Raw genomic sequence first — 16,761 nt, forward strand, 5'->3', positions numbered from 1 at the left:
GGGTCAGAGCGCCAGTTTCAACTGGTCGGCCTTCACACCCGCACGCTTGCGGTCGGCGGTGCGTTTGCGGCTGCCATGTTTCTGGACCACCGCTTTGGCCTCGGCGCGCGCTTCGGGCTTGCGGCGTAGCGCATAAATCGCATCCTTGGCGAACTTGGCCGCAGCCGCATGGTCGACGATTCGATCTGGATAATCGGGGCACAGTCGCTCCCTGTCCTCCTCCGTCAGTTTCCATGGTTCGTGCAGCCAGGCATCGGGCACATCCGCCAGTTCGGGCAGCCAACGGCGGATGAAGACGCCCGTCGGGTCCTGGTCATATCCCTGCTTCACCGGGGAATAGATGCGTATGGTGTTGATACCCGTCTCGCCCGCCTGCATCTGGCATTGCGGCCAGTGGATGCCGGGTTCGTAATCGATGAATTTGCGCGCGAGCACGAGGCCGCTTTCCTGCCAGTGCAACCACAGATCGTAGCTCGCAAAACTCATGAGCATCGCGCGCATGCGGAAATTGATCCAGCCGGTGGCGTTCAGATAACGCATGGCGGCGTCGATGAAGGGATAGCCGGTGCGGCCTTCGCTCCACGCCGCCAATTTGGCTGCATCAGCCGGACGCGGACGCAGCCCGTCATAGATGCGCGCCATCGGGCGATATTCGGCCTCGGGCTCGCTTTCGAGTTTCTGGATGAAATGGCAGTGCCAGTGCAACCGCGCGATGAAGCTGCGCAGCGATTGCCGCCACGCCTTTTCCGATAGAGGCAGTTCACGATAGCGCGCCTGCGCCGCTTGCAGGGTTTCGCGGATCGAGAGCGAACCATAGGCCAGATGCCATGACAATCGCGAGCAAGCGGTTTCCCCACTAAGTGGCGACGACATTTCGCGGGTATAATGTTCGCCGCGTTCGTGCAGGAAGCTGTGCAGCGTGGCGAGGGCTTGAGCACGGCCAGCCAGGGGAACCACTTGCACGCCGTCTTCTGTCAGACCCAGTTCTGCTGCGTCCGGCAGATTATCGGTCACGCTCCGCTCCCACATCAACAATGGGGGGACAGGTTGCGCTGGCATCGCCATCATCCGGTCCCAAGCCTGCGCCCAGCGATCGCGGTTGACCTTTCGCCCGCGCCAGACGCCGAACTGCCGGTTTTCCTCGAACGCGATACCCTCTGTCTTGCACCAGCGACGGACGGCCTTGTCGCGATCAAAGGTCCATTCGTTACCGGTTTCCTCATGCGCGCGCAGCACGAAGGGGCCGTGTTCGGCCTTGATTGCGGACAGCACACTCACCGCGTCTCCGACCCGGATGCAAAGCCGCCCGCCCTTTGCGGCTATGGCCTCGCCCAGATCGGTGATGCAGGCCCGCCAGAAATTCCATTGCCGTGCCGAAACATCGGGCTGCCGCCAATAATCGGGTTCGACGATAACCAGCGGCAAGATACGGTCGCGGATCGCCGCCGCGCACAAGGCCGCATGATCCTCCAGCCGCAAATCGCGTTTGAACCAGACGACCTGCAGCATGTCAGAAGGCGATCCTCTCGCCATCCCATGCGAACAGGTGGCCGCTCTCTTCGGGGGTCAGCCCGGCCAGCACGTCGAGCATCCGCCCCGCAGCATAATCCGGGGTGAACAATTTGTTTTCCGCTACCCCGCGCTGGAATGGCTGCGACAGCGCAGTGTCAGCAGTGCCGGGGTGCAGCGCGACGATGATCGCCTGAGGATGGGTGCGCGCCATTTCGATGGCGAAGTTGCGCACGATCATATTGAGCGCCGCTTTGGATGCCCGATATGCATGCCAACCGCCCAGCCGGTTATCTGAGATTGAACCGACGCGGGCGGAAAGGACCGCAAAGACGCTGCGCCGATCTTTAGGCAGGCGGGGTAGCAGATGCTTTCCAATCAACGCGGGGCCGATTGTATTGACCGCAAAGGCGGCTGCATACGCCTCCGGCGTTTGTATTTTCAGGCTCTTTTCGGGCTGGATACTGGCCGAATGCAACATACCGGTGGCGACAATCGCCAGATCCGGAGAACCGATGGTGATGGCCGCATCAGCGATGCTCGCTTCATCGTTCAGGTCGAAAGCGAAAGGCCGAACTTTTGGGTTGCCATCGATGTTCGAACGCGCTCCCGCATGAACACAGGCTATTTCCGGTTGGGCTTGCAACTGGCGAACAAACGCCGCGCCGATACCGCCGCTTGCTCCAAAAATGCAGGCATTCAGACCTGGTGCGGGCGGTAAGTGCATCGGATGCAGATGTCGTACCACGTCGCGCACGGCAATTCGGGAGAAACGCTGTGGATGCGATAAAAGCAACTACCTCCGATTAGCATTGGATAAGCCGCGCCTTGCGGGCTAATCCGGTTCGAAACCAATGAAAGTGAGTTACTTCAATGCGAAACGTCGAACGTTTGACTGCCGCCATTCTCATGTTCGGTTCGCTTGCCGGGCCCCTTGCCGCTGCCAGAATCTCCCTCTTGCCCAATGCGGTCCAAGGCATCTGGATGACCGATGACGGCGAAGGGCGCGCACAGTGCAAGGCGTATTTGGCCGCAATGCAGGCAGACAATGAAGATGCTTATATGCAGCTTGTCGGCGCCGAAGTCATCAGCGCCAATATGCTGCACAGCTATGCCGAATATGGTGAAGGCAATTTCTATCAGCCAAAGCGGATCGAAAAACTCGGTAAACAGGTTTGGCGGATTACCGCTGCGGTCGGAATAGACGGCTCACCCGAAGGGCAAGACAGCGGGACAGCCAAATTCAAACTGTCGCTGATCCGCAGCAAATTGAAATGGGATATGGAATCGTTCGACGGTAAACCGGTCGATAGCTGGGATGCGCATCTCTATTTCCGTTGCACCGCAGTGCCGACCGGAATGTACGCCAGCTGAGCCTGTCGCTCAGGCTTCCAGCTCAATGTCCCAATAGAGCCAGTCGCGCCAGCTATCGTGAAGATAATTGGGTGGGAAGCCGCGGCCGCGATCCTGCAATTGCCAGCTGGTCGGGCGGATCGCCGCCATGCGTAGCTGCATATGTGCCTGCGCAGGTGTGCGCCCGCCTTTTTTCAGGTTGCACGGCAGGCAAGCGGTGGTGACATTTTCCCAACTTGTCCGCCCGCCCAGACGGCGCGGGACGATATGATCAAAGGTCAAATTGTCAGTGCAGCCGCAATATTGGCACTCAAACTTGTCGCGTAAAAACAGGTTGAACCGGGTGAAGGCCGGATGCTCGCTGGGCTTCACATATTGGCGCAGCGCAATGACCGAGGGGATCTGCATGTCACGGCTTGGGCTGTGAACATGGCGTTCATAGCTGGCGACGATATCGACCTTTTCGAGGAACACCGCCTTGATCGCGGTTTGCCAGGGCCAGAGGCTCAATGGATAATAGCTGAGCGGGGTATAGTCAGCGTTCAGGACAAGCGCAGGACAATTATCGGGATGTCGTGCCCGCTCTGCAGCTTGGAATGATCCGGCGTGGTACATGCCTCGAACCCTCTCCCCATGCTTTTAACACTGTTTCTTCCCTCTCCCAAGGAAGTTACAGCATTTTGACATAAGGCAGATTATGGCGGCATAAATTGACGTCAAGGGGGCAATGGACACCATATATGGTAATTCTGTGGGTAAAATAGCAGGCATTACATTTGCACCACAGCAGGTCGTGGCCACCCGCTTTGCACCCAGCCCCAACGGTCGGTTGCATGTCGGCCATGCCTTTTCGGCGATGTGCGCGCATGATTTTGCCCGTGCCTTTGGCGGCAAATTCCTGCTGCGGATTGAGGATATCGACGGCACCCGCAGCCGGGCGGAGCATGTCGCCGCGATCATCGAGGATATGCAGTGGCTTGGATTGCAGCATGACGGGGAGGTGATTTACCAGTCCCAGCGGATTGGCGCCTATGCGGCCGCGCTGGAACAGTTGAAGGCAATGGGGCTGGTCTATCGCTGCTGGTGCACCCGCAGTGAAATTGCCGAAGCGCTGAAGCATAAACCGGTGCGTCATGGCCCCGACGGCCCGGTCTATCCAGGAACGTGCCGGGGCAGACGCCACGGGCAGGGCGACTTTTGCTGGCGGCTCGATATGGCGGCTGCAGTCGGGCAAACAGGCCCACTAAGCTGGACCGATCTGGTCGCCGGGCCGCAGCAGGCAGACCCCATGCAGTTCGGCGATGTCATAGTGTGGCGCAAGGATGCACCCGCCAGTTACCATTTGGCGGCAACGCTCGATGATGCTGCGGATGGTATCAGCCATGTGGTGCGCGGGCTGGACCTGTTTGCCTATACGACAATCCACCGCATTTTGCAGGCGCTGCTCGCGCTGGCAGAACCCCTCTACTGGCATCATCCCCTGCTGCTGGATGAAAAAGGCGAAAAGCTGGCAAAGTCGCGTTTGTCGCAACCGCTTGCCGAATTGCGCGCAGAGGGCATTTCCGGTATCGCGCTGATTGAGCAAGTGCGGCAAGGAAAGCTTCCGCTTGGCATCGCCCGGTCCAACGCCTAGATGCAACCCGCCGCGCCGAAACGATATAGCGACAGCGCAAACCAAGGATAAAGACAATGGCCGCCTTACTTATCATCGCCCTGATCATCGTTATGGGATTTGTGGTTTATTCGGTCGTTCGCGGACTTCAGGCCTTTGCCAAGATGGATCCGAACGATGTCGACGAAAACGGCATTCCCCGTTCGCTTGGCAAACAGAATCAAATGATGTTCGCGCGCGTCAAATATCAGGCGATAGCTGTCGCTCTGGTCGCGATTATCGTCATTGGCGGGGCGTTCGCGAACTAAAGCCGCCGGGATGGTCAAGCTCAACAAGATTTACACACGCACCGGTGACAACGGTACAACCGGGCTTGTAGATGGCTCGCGCCGGTCAAAGGCCGATGCGCGGATGCACGCAATTGGCGAAGTCGACGAAGCCAACAGCGCGCTTGGCATTGCCATCGCCGCATTGGAGCGCGGCGGCGGAGAAGCGCAACTGGTCTCGGGATTGCGCCGCATTCAGAACGACCTGTTTGATTTGGGCGCCGACATCGCAACCCCGGGGGATGATTTCACGCCGGGAGAAATGACGCTGCGTATCGTTCTAGCGCAGATCGACTGGCTGGAAGCGGCGATTGATGCCGCCAATGAGCAACTCCCTGCACTGACCAGCTTCATCCTTCCAGGCGGCAGCGAGGCAGCGGCGGCGATGCATCTGGCGCGTGCGGTCACACGCCGGGCCGAACGGGCGCTGGTATCGGCGGCGGCTGGTGAGGCCATCAATCCGCTGGCGACGACCTATCTCAACCGGTTGTCCGACTATCTGTTTGTACTCTGCCGTCTGATCAACAAGGATCGGGGCGGTGACATATTGTGGGTGCCTGGCGCGTCGCGTTAGAGCCTATCACGCGCCTGCCTGCTGTCGCGTTCGCCCGCAGGGCCCAAGCGAATCCATGACAAACCGATAGTCCGCCTGTGCTCGCCCGATGTCGGCGGCATTGCCGCTTTCCACCAGCTTGGCGTCGAGCGCCCGCGGCAGACTGCATGCCAGTCGATACCACAGCAGCGTGTTGCGCGCCGGGGCGATGGCCGATTCATCGATAACATCGCCGGTGGAGACGGCCCAGCGCTTGGCCTGGCCCGGGCGGCTCAGGATAGAAATAGAGATGGGCTGCCCGTTGCTGGTGCGCAGGAATATCTGGGTTTCACCTTCCCCCAGGATCGAGCCCTGGCTGTGAAATGCGCCGGTTATCGCATTTATCGCTTGCGGTGCCTCCAACTGGACGGCTTCGCGGGTTATCGCGCGCAATATAGCGTCATTTTCCGCGCTCCATTCGACCAGCGCGTCAGGCCGTGCGAGCCGCAATTCGCCGGGACGACCGGCAACTTTGGATCCCAACAGGAAATAACGACGCTTTTGCAGCTTGGGTATTTTGCCTTTGGCGTCCTTGGGTATGTCGAGAAGGAAGCGGGCTTGCGCGGCAAATCCGTCGCTGCCCCGGATTAGCGACGCGACGTCAGCTACTACCAATACGCGCTGCAGCGTAACCGGGACGCCGACGGTCTGGGTTTCAGGCAGTTTTGTAACCTTGCGTATCTGGGCATCAAGAATCAGCGGTGACTGAACCACCAGATCGGCGACATCGGCATAGGAACCGCCTTGGGCAGGAACGGCAAAAGCCGAACTGACGGTGTTTTGGGCCGATAACTGCGGTGTCGACAACAGCAAGGCACAGGCCGTCGCCACTTTGATGGTTATCGCTGTCTTCACCTTGGGATTCCTTCGCAAATTGGCTCAACGCACGCTGCGATGACATTCCTATTCATCGCTTTGAACTGGGGCAAGGCCGATGAATTGCGGATTAATCGCAGAATCCGGATTGCCTGCGCTTTTGGGCCTCGCTAAGACGATGGCGGAATCAGCCGTTAAAAAAGATTTCAATAGCGCTGACCAGTTGGGTGGCTTCTAGTTTTGTGACGCTTGCCGAGCGGTCCGCGCGTTTTGGGGAAAGTAGGAGAGTAGTTTCCGCATGGCATATGCTGATCAAGATGGAATGAGTTCGAGCCGCCTGGTCTCGATCATCATCGTCGCGCTCCTTCACGCTTTCCTTGGCTATGCGTTGGTTACCGGTCTTGCTTATGAGGCGGTACAACAGGTCAAGGCAAAGCTGAACGTCGTCGACGTGAAGGAAGAAGAACCACCTGAAGAGGAACCGCCGCCAGAGCCGGAAAAGCAGATCGAGCCGCCCGTCGTCTCGCCGCCGCCGCTCGTGACAACGGTTACGCCTCCCCCGACCGTACGGACTGTGGACACACCTCCACCGGCCGCGCCGATCGTGCCGACTGCAGCTCCGCCTGCGCCTGCCGCTCCGCCACCGCCTCCGCCGGTCGCCAAGCGCCCGAACCCGATTCCAAAGGGTAATCCGGGCAACTGGGCGAATACCAACGACTATCCGTCGCGTGCTTTGCAGCAGGAACGCGAAGGTACTACCGGCTTCCGCGTAACCGTGGGTCCAGATGGTCGTGTGCAATCTTGCTCGATCACGTCTTCCAGCGGCCATGCCGATCTTGACGATGCGACCTGCAAGAACATCCAGCGTCGTGGCCGCTTTGATCCAGCACTGGATAGCAGTGGTAATCCCACATCGGGTTCGTGGTCCAGCCGCGTCCGTTGGCAGATACCGAAGTAATTTCTGGCCCGGCGACTGGGAGCACTGACGCCGGGTGTTCTATGACCTTAGATTTTTGAATTTGAGAGGAAGTACAAATGTCGATTGCAATTCTCACTGCAGCCGCTGCTAACGAAGCCGCCGCCGCACAAAAATTCGGCCTCATCCCCGCACTGAACGAAGGCGGCCCTATTAGCTGGGCAATCTTCAGCGTGATGGTGATCATGTCAGTTTTCTCGTTCTACATCATGTTCACCAAGCTTATCGAGCAGCAGAAGGTTTTGAACCAGGCCAAGCAGGTGAAAGCCGGTTTCTGGCGCGCCAACAGCCTGGAAGAAGGCGCTGCCAAGCTTGACAAGAACAGCGCATTCCGCCAGCTCGTCGACGACGGCATCTCGGCGCAGAAGCAGCATGGCCTGCTGACCGATCCCGTTGAAGCCCATGACTGGCTGCACGGCGCGATGTCGCGTTCAGAAGAATCGATCAACAACAAGCTTTCGGGCGGCCTTGCCTTCCTCGCGACCGTGGGCGCGACCGCTCCGTTCGTGGGTCTGCTCGGTACCGTTATCGGCATCTACTCGGCGCTGATTAAAATCGGTATCGCTGGTCAGGCCGACATCGGCAAGATCGCCGGTCCGGTTGGTGAAGCTCTGATCATGACCGCCATCGGTCTGTTCGTCGCTGTTCCTGCGGTGCTTGCCTATAACTGGCTGCAGGCGCGTAACAAGACCATCGCCCGTAGCCTGGCATCGTTCTCGAACGACGTTCTCGGCTACATCACTTCGGGCGGCAAGGTGAAGCCTGCAGTTTCGGCTGCACCGGCTGCCAAGCCTGCTGCTGCTCCGGCCGCTGCTGTAAAGAAGTAAGGCGGGTCAGGGCCGCCCGTTACGGCGGCCCGCACCCCGTTTATAGCGCCAGTCCGAATGCTGGACTGGAATGCAAGCAGTCAGAGAGGAATAGTAAATGGCAATCAGTTCTGGAGGCGGCGGCAATGACACGCCAATGTCAGACATCAACACGACACCGCTCGTGGACGTGATGCTGGTGCTTCTGATCGTCTTCCTTATCGCAATTCCGGTGGCCATCCAGACAGTCAAGATGGAGCTTCCGGTCGTTCAGTTCGAACCGACCAAGGCGAAGCGTGAAAATGTTTTGCTGTCGGTGACAACGACCGACGTAAGCGGTAATGAACCGGGATCAGATGCATATCAGGGTGCAAGCCCAAGCGGCGAATGCCGTATCTACTGGAATGTGACGCCCGTCGATTCGACCGAATTGGTCGATCGTGCGGCGAAGCATCTGAAGCGTGAATTTGATGCACTGGGTGGTGAAGAAGCGGCGAAATCCGGCGCGATTACCCCCGACATGCTGCCCGAGGCCCATATTCGCGGTGACGTGAATACGCCTTATCGCTGCATTGGTGGTGCGATCTATTCGATGCAGATGGCGGGCTTTGCCCGTGTCGGCTTCATCTCTTCGCCTTTCCCGCCGCTCGATTCGGCCAAGTAAGCCGATCCTAGTTTTAAGGAGCAAAAATCATGGCAATGAGTGGTGGCAAGGATGATGGCCAGCCGATGATGGAAATGAACACGACGCCGTTGATTGACGTCATGCTCGTTCTCCTCATCATGCTGATGATCACCATCCCTCCCGTATCGCACGCTGTTAACATCGACCTGCCGGTGCAGGATCCGAACCAGCCGCCGCCGGAAGAATTGATCGATCCGGTGGTCAACAAGATCGTGATCATGCCGAACAATGAAATCCAGTGGAACGGCACGCCGTCTTCGCTGGACCAGATCGAGCAGTATCTCGTTCAGACCAAATCAATGAGCCCGGAACCCGAATTGCAGTTCCAGCCCGCCCCGACCGCGATGTACGACATTGTCGACCAGACGCTGGCCGTGGTGAAGCGGAGCGGCATCACCAAATTCGGTTTCGTCGGAAACGAACAATATCGCGTCTTTGGAAAGTCTGCCGTTCCTGGCAACTGATCCAAACAGGCAATCGACATTTAGGGGCGGCCATTGTGCCGCCCTTTTTTTGTGTTCAAGTCCAGCGATCATTTGGACGACTGTTTCTGGTAAGACCGTCGCTGTAGGGGTTGGTGCGCGGGCACGTCGAAAGCAGACTCAAACAAAAACTGGCAAGATTGCCCGGTCGCAACCATTGTGATAGCCCAAGGTCATGAAGGCTTCTTGTCAATGTGGACAGTTGCACGTGACCGTGCCCGGACCAACATCATCCATTGTAGTCTGCCATTGCATAGCTTGCCAAAAGCGGACAGGTTCCCCCTTTGGTGAAGCCGCTTATTACCCCCATGATCAGGTTAACATTGAAGGCGCGTCAAAGCAGTTTACGCGCCCCACAGACCTTGGCGGAACCTTCGATCAATTCTTCTGCGAGGAATGCGGCACTACCGTTTTCATGCGAGGCACTAAAAATCCTGACGTAACTGGTATCCCGATAGGCTTGTTTGACGACGCGCATATGATGCAGCCAATCCGTTCGGTTTGGGAAGACAGGCGTCACCCATGGGTCGAAATTTCAACGGCTACGCAGCATTTCCCAAGGGCCCGCGTGGATTGATTGAATATGCTTCCACCTACCTGGCGAAGGCAGCCATACGAACCTGCTCGAAGGCAATTGGATCAAGCATCAAATTGCAAACTCGCTAGTCGTGCATAGAGCCCGCCAGCTTTGCTTAAGGCATCATGTGTGCCTTCCTCCACAATGCGACCTTCGTCCATCACGATGATGCGGTCCGCCTTGCGCACCGTTGCCAGGCGGTGAGCGATAACGATCGTGGTGCGGCCTTCCATAAGATGCTCGAGCGCATCCTGCACCAGCCGCTCGCTCTCGGCGTCCAATGCACTGGTGGCCTCGTCTAGCAGCAGGATCGGTGCATCGCGCAGCAGCGCCCGGGCGATGGCAATGCGTTGCCGTTGGCCGCCCGAAAGCCGCGCACCGCCTTCTCCCAGATAGGTATCTAGGCCCTGCGGCAGTTCGCGCAGGAAATTGCCGGCATTGGCCTGTTCCGCCGCACCCCAGATCGCGGCATCATCGGCGAGCCAGTTGCCGTAGCGCAGATTGTCGCGCGCGGAGGCCGCGAAAAGCACGGTGTCCTGTGGGACCAGCGCCATACGCTGGCGAAATTCGGCCGGATCGGCGCTAGTCAGGGCTACGCCGTCAATCCGCACGGTGCCCGATTCTGGATCGTAAAAACGCTGAGCCAACTGGAACAAGGTCGATTTGCCCGCACCCGAAGGCCCGACCACCGCAACCGTTTCCCCGGGCAAAATCTTCAGGCTGAAATCGCTAAGCGCGGCAACCTCCGGCCGGGTCGGATAGCGGAATTTGACATTCTGGAACTCGATTTGCCCTCGCGGCGCGGGCATCGCCACCGGATTTGCTGGCGGTGCAATATCTGGCACTTCCTGCATCAGCTCGGCCAATCGCGCTGATGCCCCTGCCGCGCGCACAAGGTCGCCATAGACCTCGGAAAGCGCCCCGAAAGCCCCGGCGACCAACCCGCCATAAAGCACCAGCGCCATGATCGTGCCGCTGGTGATGGTTTTGGCGGCGACCTGTTCGGTGCCCTCCCAAACCAGCATGGTAATCGCGCCAAATATCAATGCGATGACAATCGCGGTCATCAATGCGCGGATGCGGATTCGCTTCTTCGCGGCCGTGAAAGTGTTCTCGACCGCATCGGAAAAGCGCTGCTGCTCGCGGCTTTCCTGTCCGAAGGCCTGCACGATTTTGAGAGCGCCGAGCGATTCCGAGGTGATGGTGCCTATATCGGCCACCCGGTCTTGGCTACTGCGCGAAGCCTTTTCCAGCCGCCGCCCCATATAGACGATGGGAAACACCACCAGCGGGATACCGAAAAGCAAAATCGCGGTTAGCTTGGGCGCCATGCTGAACAGTAATGCGATACCGCCGACTCCGATGACGACATTACGCAAAGCGACCGATACCGTCGTACCGACTACTTGCTCGATAATCGCAGTATCCGATGTCATGCGGCTCGCGATTTCGGCGGGGCGGTTTTCTTCAAAGAATCGCGGCGCGAGGCGCAACAGGTTACTTTGTACTGCAACGCGGATATCGGCGACGACGCGTTCACCCAGCCAGCTGACAAAATAGAAGCGGAAGGCTGTCGCAAGGCCGAGAACGACGACAATAGCCAGCAAAATCTGGAAATAAGGGGCTACATTACCCCCATCCTGCGCAAAGCCGTTATCGATCACATATTTTGACCCCATAGGGATCGCCAAAGTCGCCCCTGCAGCCACGAGCAAAGCCAGTGCCGCAAAGACAATCTGCTTTGGATAGCGCACTGCATGTTTCCAGATCATACCCAGATTAGACAGGCGTTTGTTTGCAGGCTTATCTATCGGCGCGACGGTTTGCGCTTCTGCTGTTTGCTCAAGGGCATTGTCAGTCATTCCAGCCGCCTAGCAGGCGTGGCGAAGCGTCACAATCGCAGAGAATTGGCTAAGCTCGATTTTCTATGGTGCAATGCACAATAAATGCCTATGTTGATCGGCGAAACAGGATGCCCGATTTTCCGGGCGCACGACATTCGGGGACGCATAGATGCTCTACACCGGTTACGATATCCAGCGCGGCTTTCTGGCCAGTGCTGGCTGGATCGCCCAGAAACAGGCGGATTTCCTCAACAATTTCACCAATTCGCCTTTGAACTATGGCAATCTGACCTCGGTCACCGCCTCTGCGCTCGACGTGTTCGCCCATTCGGTGATGCCGCGCGGCAAGCCAGCTTTTGATCTCAAGGTCGTCGAAATCGACGGCAAGCATCTGCCGGTCGAGGAACATAATGTCGCGCGCAAACCCTTTGGCCAGCTCAAGCACTTCACCTATGAAGGCAGCGAGAGCAAGCCCAAGCTGCTGATCTGTGCGCCTATGTCGGGCCACTTTGCGACGTTGCTGCGCGGTACTGTCGAGCGGATGCTGCCGACGCATGATGTCTATATCACCGACTGGAAAGACGCGCGCGATGTGCCGCTGACCGGCGGCGGCTTCGACCTTGAAAGCTATATCGACTATCTGATCGAATGGCTCGAATTCATCGGCCCCGATGCCGGTGGTCGCGGTGCGCATATGCTCGCGGTCTGCCAGCCGTCGGTCCCGGCCTATGCCGCCGCGGCTATTATGAGTGCAAACAAGCACCCGTTGCGCCCGCGTACGCTGACCATGATGGGCGGACCGATCGACACGCGCGAAGCGCCGACTGCGGTCAACGATCATGCGACCCGTCGCCCGCATGACTGGTTCGTGCACAATGTGATTGCGACTGTACCGCCTTATTACAAGGGCGCTGGACGCCGCGTCTATCCGGGCTGGCTGCAGCTCTCCGGTTTCATGTCGATGAACCTGGGCAATCACATGATCAGCCACTGGTCGATGTTCTCGAACCTCGTCGAAGGCGATGGTGAGAGTGCTGACCGGCACAAGGATTTCTACGACGAATATCGCGCTGTCTGCGACATGACCGCCGAATTCTATCTGCAGACCGTCGATACCGTGTTCCAGAGGCATCTGTTGCCCAAGGGCGAGTTCAACTATCGTGGCAAGCTGGTCGATCCGGGCGCGATTGACGATATTGCACTGCTAGCAATCGAGGGCGAACGGGACGATATCAGCGGCATCGGCCAGACCAAGGCGGCTTTGACGATCGCAACCGGCCTTCCGGATGCGATGAAACAATATCATATGGCCCCCGAAGTCGGCCATTATGGCATCTTCAACGGCAGCAAATGGCGTGAGAAGATTGCACCGATTGTTGAAGACTGGATCCTCTCGCACAACGGCTAGACAATCGCGGCTCTATTGCCCAAACCCCTGTACCAAGCCTGATTGGGGGAGGGGCGATTGAGTCTTCGCATTAGTGCAGCCATTGAACGCTGGCCGGTCGCCGGTCAGTTCATCATTTCGCGCGGATCCAGGACCCATGTTGATGTGCTGGTCGCCGCGGCCAGCGACGGCGCGCATGTGGGGCTGGGTGAGGCCACCGCGATCTACTATCATGGCGAAAGCGCCGAAAGCTGCCTGACGCAGATTGAAGCGCTAATCGAGATACTGGAATCGTTGGATGTGCGCGAGGCGCGGGCGGCAGTGCAGACTTTGCTGCCCCCCGGCGCTGCGCGCAATGCGCTCGATTGTGCGCTGTGGGATCTGGAGGCCAAAGCCAGTGGTCAGCCATTGTGGCGGCTTGCGGGACTGAACGAGGCTCCACGGGCTTTGCCGACAGCCTTCACTATCTCGCTCGGCGATCCCGATGTCATGGAAAGCCATGCCGCAGGCGCGGTGGCGCGTGGCTTTGGCCTTTTGAAACTAAAACTGACTGGCGAGGGCGATCGGGAGCGGGTCGCCGCCGTGCGGAAAGGCGCACCCCAAGCGCGGCTGATCGTCGATGCCAATGAAAGCTGGGCTGCGCTTGATATTGAAGCGGAGGCGACGGCACTGGCGGCGCTGGGTGTCGAGATGATCGAGCAGCCCGTTCCGGTCGGGCAGGATGCCTTGCTTGAAGGCGTGACATCGCCTTTGCCCATCCTCGCCGATGAAAGTTGCCAATCGAGCGCCGATCTGGAGCTATGCGCCCGCTATTATGACGGCATCAACATCAAACTCGACAAGGCTGGTGGATTGACCGAAGCATTGGTGATGGCGAGGGAAGCCGAAACGCGCGGGCTGAAGTTGATGGTCGGTTGCATGCTTTCGACCAGCTTGGGTATCGGACCTGCTTTTCTTGTCGCGCAGGGTGTCCAATGGGTCGATCTGGACGGACCGATCTTGCTAGCCGAAGATCGAGAAGATGGATTCCGCTTTGATAAGGGAATGATCCTGCCGACGTGAACCGGCAGGATCGAATTTCAGTTCAAACCGCGTCAAGATACTCGATCTCGGGCGCTCCCGCCAGGCAAGGGCCGAGCTTGGGGCCAGCGGCGCGGAAATAGTCGGTCTTGCCATGCGCATCGAGCGCGGCCTGATCGGCATAGGCTTCAAGCACCCGATAGACCTGACCATTGGCGCGCGAGCGGGTGAGCGTGTAGAACAGATTGCCCGGTTCATTGGCGCGAACCTGCGCGGCGAGTTCGGTGAAGATTGCTTCAAATTCGGCGTTCTTGCCTTCTGCGACGGTCAGGGTCGCGACTACTCCAATTCCTGCCATTTGCATTCCTCTCTCTTGTTTTGGAAATTCGGATTCAGTTCCGGCCGTCGAGCGCCGGATCCAGTTCCTGCCCGGGGTCGAGCTGCACGCCAAAGCTGTTCAGCATCATCGATACCTGGGTATATTGGCCAACGGTCATCACCAGATCCATCTTCTGCTTGTCGCTAAAGAAGGACAGGGCAGCCCAGCTGGCATCGCTGACGTGGAAATCGCGGGTGAGATCATCCGTCGCGCGCAGCATGGCGCGGTCCGCCTCGTTCCATGACGGATCGTCGGGTCCAGCCTTGATGGCTTCGATTTCAGCTTCGGTCAGCCCGGCATCAAGCCCGATGCGGGTGTGCTGGGTGAATTCATAGCCCGACGCGCAATTATAGCCGACGCGCAGGATCACCAGTTCGCGGTCGCGCTCAGACAGGCTGTTGCGCCGCGATAACATGTAACCGCCCCATGCCAGAAAGGCGGTGAGCGCCTTGGGTGCGTGGACCATGGTGCGGAAAATGTTGAGGATGTGCCCGCCGGAACGGGTCACATCCTTTGCGGCCTCGACTATGGGTGCCAGAGCCTCGCGCTGCTCATCATCGATCTTTTCGAGATCGACGGGGGCAATGCGAGGCGCCGACAACCGCATGTTAGAGGACTTCGAACAGACCGGCAGCACCCTGGCCGCCGCCGATGCACATGGTGACCACGGCATATTTCGCACCGCGGCGCTTGCCTTCGATCAGTGCGTGGCCGGTGCAGCGGGCGCCGGTCATACCGAAGGGGTGGCCGATCGAGATCGAGCCGCCATTGACGTTGAGCAGTTCATCAGGAATGCCGAGCTTGTCGCGGCAGTACAGCACCTGCACGGCGAAAGCCTCGTTCAGTTCCCAAAGGCCGATATCGTCCATCTTCAGGTTGAAGCGTTCGAGCAGTTTGGGGATCGCGAAGACCGGGCCGATGCCCATTTCGTCGGGCTCGGTGCCAGCGACAGCCATGCCGACATAGCGGCCCAGCGGGGTCAGGCCGCGCTTTTCGGCAATTTTGGCTTCCATCAGCACGCAGGCCGACGAACCGTCCGAGAGCTGGCTGGCGTTGCCGGCGGTGATGGTGTGGCCTTCGCCCATCACTGGCTTCAGGCTCGCAAGCCCTTCGAGCGTGGTGTCGGGGCGGTTGCAGTCGTCCTTGTTGGCGGTGACTTCCTGATAGCTGACTTCCTTTGTCTCCTTGTTCACCACAGCCATGGTGGCAGTGCAGGCGATGATTTCATCATCGAACTTGCCCGCAGCTTGCGCGGCGGCGGTGCGTTGCTGCGACTGGAGCGAATATTCGTCCTGATATTCGCGGCTGATATTGTAGCGCTTGGCGACGACTTCGGCGGTGCCGATCATCGGCATGTAGATATGCGGGTGCATTTCGAGCAGCTCGCGGTCGGGCTCGACAAACATCTTGCCGCTGCCAACCACTTTGGAGATGCTTTCGAGTCCACCGGCGACACAGATGTCCATATTGTCGACCAGGATCTGCTTGGCAGCGGTCGCAATGGTCATCAGGCCCGATGAGCACTGACGGTCGATCGTCATAGCGGGGACGGTGACCGGAAGGCCTGCGCGCAGCGCGGCGAGGCGGGCGACGTTACCGCCGGTCGAGCCCTGCTGGGCAGCGGTGCCCATCACAACGTCGTCGATTTCGCCGCCTTCGAGACCAGCACGCTCGACAGCGGCCTTGATCGAATAGGCACCGAGCGTTGCGCCGGTGGTGTTGTTGAATGCGCCGCGCGCTGCCTTGGTCAGCGGGGTACGGGCGGTGGAAACGATTACTGCGTCACGCATGGGAGAATTCCTTTCGACGTTCACGTCGCCCCTGCGCAGGCAGGGGCCGATGTCGGTTTAAGCCATATTCGCCGGAGACACCTCCTGCGGCCCCTGCCTGCGCAGGGGCGACGGCTAAGCTTTTATACGAAAAACTGGGTGATCCACTCGGCGATGCAGGCGGGCTTTTCCTGGCCTTCAATCTCGAGCGTATATTCGATGGTCTGCTGCCACTGGCCGGGGCGCTTCTCCTCCAGCTCAAGCAGCTTGAAATGGGCGCGCACGCGCTTGCCGACGCGCACGGGCGACAGGAAGCGGGTTTTGTTGCCGCCATAGTTGACGCCCATCTTGACGCCATCGATTTTGGGGCAGGTCGATTTCGCCATCAACACGGGCAGCAGCGAGAGCGAGAGAAAACCGTGTGCGATGGTGCCGCCGAACGGCGTCATCTTTGCCATTTCTTCGTTGACGTGGATGAACTGGTGGTCGCCGGTCGCATCGGCGAATTTGTTGACCATATCCTGGTCGACCAGCATCCAATCCGAACTACCGATGACTTCGCCGACCCGGCCTGCGAGTTCGGCAGGTGTTACTCCGCTCATATCCTGCTCCTTGTTGGTGGATTTGC

The 16,761-nt window shown here is 58.9% G+C and carries 20 protein-coding genes; 11 read left to right on the top strand and 9 right to left on the bottom strand.

Translation table 11 applies throughout. From position 1 onward, the window contains the following. Positions 1-3: 3 nt before the first annotated feature. Together DXH95_RS00725 and DXH95_RS00730 are read right to left on the bottom strand one after the other, a co-directional pair. Complete coding sequence (locus DXH95_RS00725) at positions 4-1,509, bottom strand: FAD-binding domain-containing protein (protein WP_115547572.1); 1,506 nt, start codon at positions 1,507-1,509, stop codon at positions 4-6. Between the two features lies 1 nt (position 1,510). After that, positions 1,511-2,236, bottom strand: a complete 726-nt coding sequence (locus tag DXH95_RS00730) for an SDR family NAD(P)-dependent oxidoreductase (protein ID WP_115547573.1) — start codon at positions 2,234-2,236, stop codon at positions 1,511-1,513. Between the two features lie 230 nt (positions 2,237-2,466). Here DXH95_RS00730 and DXH95_RS00735 point away from each other — a divergent pair, with 230 nt between their 5' ends. Continuing rightward, complete coding sequence (locus tag DXH95_RS00735) at positions 2,467-2,883, top strand: hypothetical protein (protein WP_147291657.1); 417 nt, start codon at positions 2,467-2,469, stop codon at positions 2,881-2,883. 9 nt (positions 2,884-2,892) lie between these two features. Here DXH95_RS00735 and DXH95_RS00740 read toward each other — a convergent pair whose 3' ends face one another. Further along, positions 2,893-3,477: an HNH endonuclease gene (locus DXH95_RS00740; protein ID WP_115547575.1), complete on the bottom strand. Its 585-nt coding sequence runs from the start codon at positions 3,475-3,477 to the stop codon at positions 2,893-2,895. Between the two features lie 112 nt (positions 3,478-3,589). On the opposite strand from DXH95_RS00740, the gene gluQRS reads away from it, so the two are divergent. Genes gluQRS through DXH95_RS00755 form a run of 3 tightly spaced genes read left to right on the top strand, consistent with a single transcriptional unit; the run spans position 3,590 to position 5,374 of the window. Further along, positions 3,590-4,495, top strand: a complete 906-nt coding sequence (gene gluQRS, locus DXH95_RS00745; RefSeq protein ID WP_115547576.1) for a tRNA glutamyl-Q(34) synthetase GluQRS — start codon at positions 3,590-3,592, stop codon at positions 4,493-4,495. 56 nt (positions 4,496-4,551) lie between these two features. Beyond that, a complete protein-coding gene (locus DXH95_RS00750; protein WP_115547577.1) occupies positions 4,552-4,782 on the top strand; it encodes an HIG1 domain-containing protein in 231 nt (76 codons plus the stop codon). A 10-nt stretch (positions 4,783-4,792) separates the two neighbouring features. Next, a complete protein-coding gene (locus tag DXH95_RS00755; RefSeq protein WP_115547578.1) occupies positions 4,793-5,374 on the top strand; it encodes a cob(I)yrinic acid a,c-diamide adenosyltransferase in 582 nt (193 codons plus the stop codon). Positions 5,375-5,380: 6 nt separating this feature from the next. On the opposite strand, the gene DXH95_RS00760 is transcribed toward DXH95_RS00755, so the two are convergent. Continuing rightward, positions 5,381-6,247, bottom strand: a complete 867-nt coding sequence (locus DXH95_RS00760) for a hypothetical protein (RefSeq protein ID WP_115547579.1) — start codon at positions 6,245-6,247, stop codon at positions 5,381-5,383. 259 nt (positions 6,248-6,506) lie between these two features. On the opposite strand from DXH95_RS00760, the gene DXH95_RS00765 reads away from it, so the two are divergent. The 5 genes from DXH95_RS00765 (at position 6,507) to DXH95_RS16360 (ending at position 9,734) form a co-directional block, all read left to right on the top strand. After that, positions 6,507-7,166 (top strand): energy transducer TonB, encoded by a 660-nt coding sequence (locus tag DXH95_RS00765; RefSeq protein WP_115547580.1) that lies wholly within the window; start codon positions 6,507-6,509, stop codon positions 7,164-7,166. A 77-nt stretch (positions 7,167-7,243) separates the two neighbouring features. Continuing rightward, a complete protein-coding gene (locus DXH95_RS00770) occupies positions 7,244-8,011 on the top strand; it encodes a MotA/TolQ/ExbB proton channel family protein (protein WP_115547581.1) in 768 nt (255 codons plus the stop codon). Between the two features lie 97 nt (positions 8,012-8,108). Then, a complete protein-coding gene (locus tag DXH95_RS00775) occupies positions 8,109-8,654 on the top strand; it encodes an ExbD/TolR family protein (RefSeq protein ID WP_115547582.1) in 546 nt (181 codons plus the stop codon). 29 nt (positions 8,655-8,683) lie between these two features. Then, entirely contained in the window at positions 8,684-9,139 is a 456-nt protein-coding gene (locus DXH95_RS00780) for an ExbD/TolR family protein (protein ID WP_115547583.1), read from the top strand. A gap of 193 nt (positions 9,140-9,332) precedes the next feature. Next, positions 9,333-9,734, top strand: coding sequence for a GFA family protein (locus DXH95_RS16360; RefSeq protein WP_115547584.1), 402 nt, complete (start codon positions 9,333-9,335; stop codon positions 9,732-9,734). A gap of 62 nt (positions 9,735-9,796) precedes the next feature. Here DXH95_RS16360 and DXH95_RS00790 read toward each other — a convergent pair whose 3' ends face one another. After that, positions 9,797-11,596 carry an ABC transporter transmembrane domain-containing protein gene (locus DXH95_RS00790; RefSeq protein WP_115547585.1) on the bottom strand — a complete coding sequence of 600 codons (1,800 nt, stop codon included), beginning with the start codon at positions 11,594-11,596 and terminating at the stop codon, positions 9,797-9,799. Positions 11,597-11,747: 151 nt separating this feature from the next. Between DXH95_RS00790 and DXH95_RS00795 the strand changes: the two genes are divergently transcribed. Next, the gene (locus DXH95_RS00795) at positions 11,748-12,986 is read left to right on the top strand and encodes a polyhydroxyalkanoate depolymerase (RefSeq protein WP_115547586.1); all 1,239 of its coding nucleotides are present in this window, start codon (positions 11,748-11,750) and stop codon (positions 12,984-12,986) included. A 57-nt stretch (positions 12,987-13,043) separates the two neighbouring features. After that, positions 13,044-14,027, top strand: coding sequence for an N-acetyl-D-Glu racemase DgcA (gene dgcA, locus DXH95_RS00800; protein WP_115547587.1), 984 nt, complete (start codon positions 13,044-13,046; stop codon positions 14,025-14,027). A gap of 22 nt (positions 14,028-14,049) precedes the next feature. Here the strand turns inward: dgcA and DXH95_RS00805 are convergent, their stop codons facing one another. The 4 genes from DXH95_RS00805 to DXH95_RS00820 all read right to left on the bottom strand — a co-directional run bounded on the left by DXH95_RS00805 (position 14,050) and on the right by DXH95_RS00820 (position 16,735). Continuing rightward, positions 14,050-14,343, bottom strand: coding sequence for a putative quinol monooxygenase (locus DXH95_RS00805; protein ID WP_115549310.1), 294 nt, complete (start codon positions 14,341-14,343; stop codon positions 14,050-14,052). A gap of 34 nt (positions 14,344-14,377) precedes the next feature. Then, complete coding sequence (locus tag DXH95_RS00810) at positions 14,378-14,971, bottom strand: carboxymuconolactone decarboxylase family protein (protein ID WP_115547588.1); 594 nt, start codon at positions 14,969-14,971, stop codon at positions 14,378-14,380. A 1-nt stretch (position 14,972) separates the two neighbouring features. Then, entirely contained in the window at positions 14,973-16,154 is a 1,182-nt protein-coding gene (locus DXH95_RS00815; RefSeq protein WP_115547589.1) for an acetyl-CoA C-acyltransferase, read from the bottom strand. A gap of 122 nt (positions 16,155-16,276) precedes the next feature. Continuing rightward, positions 16,277-16,735 carry a MaoC family dehydratase gene (locus tag DXH95_RS00820; RefSeq protein WP_115547590.1) on the bottom strand — a complete coding sequence of 153 codons (459 nt, stop codon included), beginning with the start codon at positions 16,733-16,735 and terminating at the stop codon, positions 16,277-16,279. Positions 16,736-16,761 lie beyond the last annotated feature (26 nt).

The sequence above is a fragment of the Sphingorhabdus pulchriflava genome, from assembly GCF_003367235.1.
Taxonomy (GTDB): domain Bacteria; phylum Pseudomonadota; class Alphaproteobacteria; order Sphingomonadales; family Sphingomonadaceae; genus Sphingorhabdus_B; species Sphingorhabdus_B pulchriflava.

Bases quoted from the DNA above. Each gene is read 5' to 3' on its own strand.
- DXH95_RS00750 (WP_115547577.1), top strand. From the start codon at position 4,552: ATGGCCGCCTTACTTATCATCGCCCTGATCATCGTTATGGGATTTGTG.
- DXH95_RS00725 (WP_115547572.1), bottom strand. From the start codon at position 1,509: ATGCTGCAGGTCGTCTGGTTCAAACGCGATTTGCGGCTGGAGGATCAT.
- DXH95_RS00730 (WP_115547573.1), bottom strand. From the start codon at position 2,236: ATGCACTTACCGCCCGCACCAGGTCTGAATGCCTGCATTTTTGGAGCA.
- DXH95_RS00770 (WP_115547581.1), top strand. From the start codon at position 7,244: ATGTCGATTGCAATTCTCACTGCAGCCGCTGCTAACGAAGCCGCCGCC.
- DXH95_RS00795 (WP_115547586.1), top strand. From the start codon at position 11,748: ATGCTCTACACCGGTTACGATATCCAGCGCGGCTTTCTGGCCAGTGCT.
- DXH95_RS00780 (WP_115547583.1), top strand. From the start codon at position 8,684: ATGGCAATGAGTGGTGGCAAGGATGATGGCCAGCCGATGATGGAAATG.
- DXH95_RS00740 (WP_115547575.1), bottom strand. From the start codon at position 3,477: ATGTACCACGCCGGATCATTCCAAGCTGCAGAGCGGGCACGACATCCC.
- DXH95_RS00765 (WP_115547580.1), top strand. From the start codon at position 6,507: ATGGCATATGCTGATCAAGATGGAATGAGTTCGAGCCGCCTGGTCTCG.
- DXH95_RS00790 (WP_115547585.1), bottom strand. From the start codon at position 11,596: ATGACTGACAATGCCCTTGAGCAAACAGCAGAAGCGCAAACCGTCGCG.
- DXH95_RS00775 (WP_115547582.1), top strand. From the start codon at position 8,109: ATGGCAATCAGTTCTGGAGGCGGCGGCAATGACACGCCAATGTCAGAC.
- gluQRS (WP_115547576.1), top strand. From the start codon at position 3,590: ATGGACACCATATATGGTAATTCTGTGGGTAAAATAGCAGGCATTACA.
- DXH95_RS00755 (WP_115547578.1), top strand. From the start codon at position 4,793: ATGGTCAAGCTCAACAAGATTTACACACGCACCGGTGACAACGGTACA.
- DXH95_RS00810 (WP_115547588.1), bottom strand. From the start codon at position 14,971: ATGCGGTTGTCGGCGCCTCGCATTGCCCCCGTCGATCTCGAAAAGATC.
- DXH95_RS00805 (WP_115549310.1), bottom strand. From the start codon at position 14,343: ATGGCAGGAATTGGAGTAGTCGCGACCCTGACCGTCGCAGAAGGCAAG.
- DXH95_RS00815 (WP_115547589.1), bottom strand. From the start codon at position 16,154: ATGCGTGACGCAGTAATCGTTTCCACCGCCCGTACCCCGCTGACCAAG.
- DXH95_RS00820 (WP_115547590.1), bottom strand. From the start codon at position 16,735: ATGAGCGGAGTAACACCTGCCGAACTCGCAGGCCGGGTCGGCGAAGTC.
- DXH95_RS16360 (WP_115547584.1), top strand. From the start codon at position 9,333: ATGAAGGCTTCTTGTCAATGTGGACAGTTGCACGTGACCGTGCCCGGA.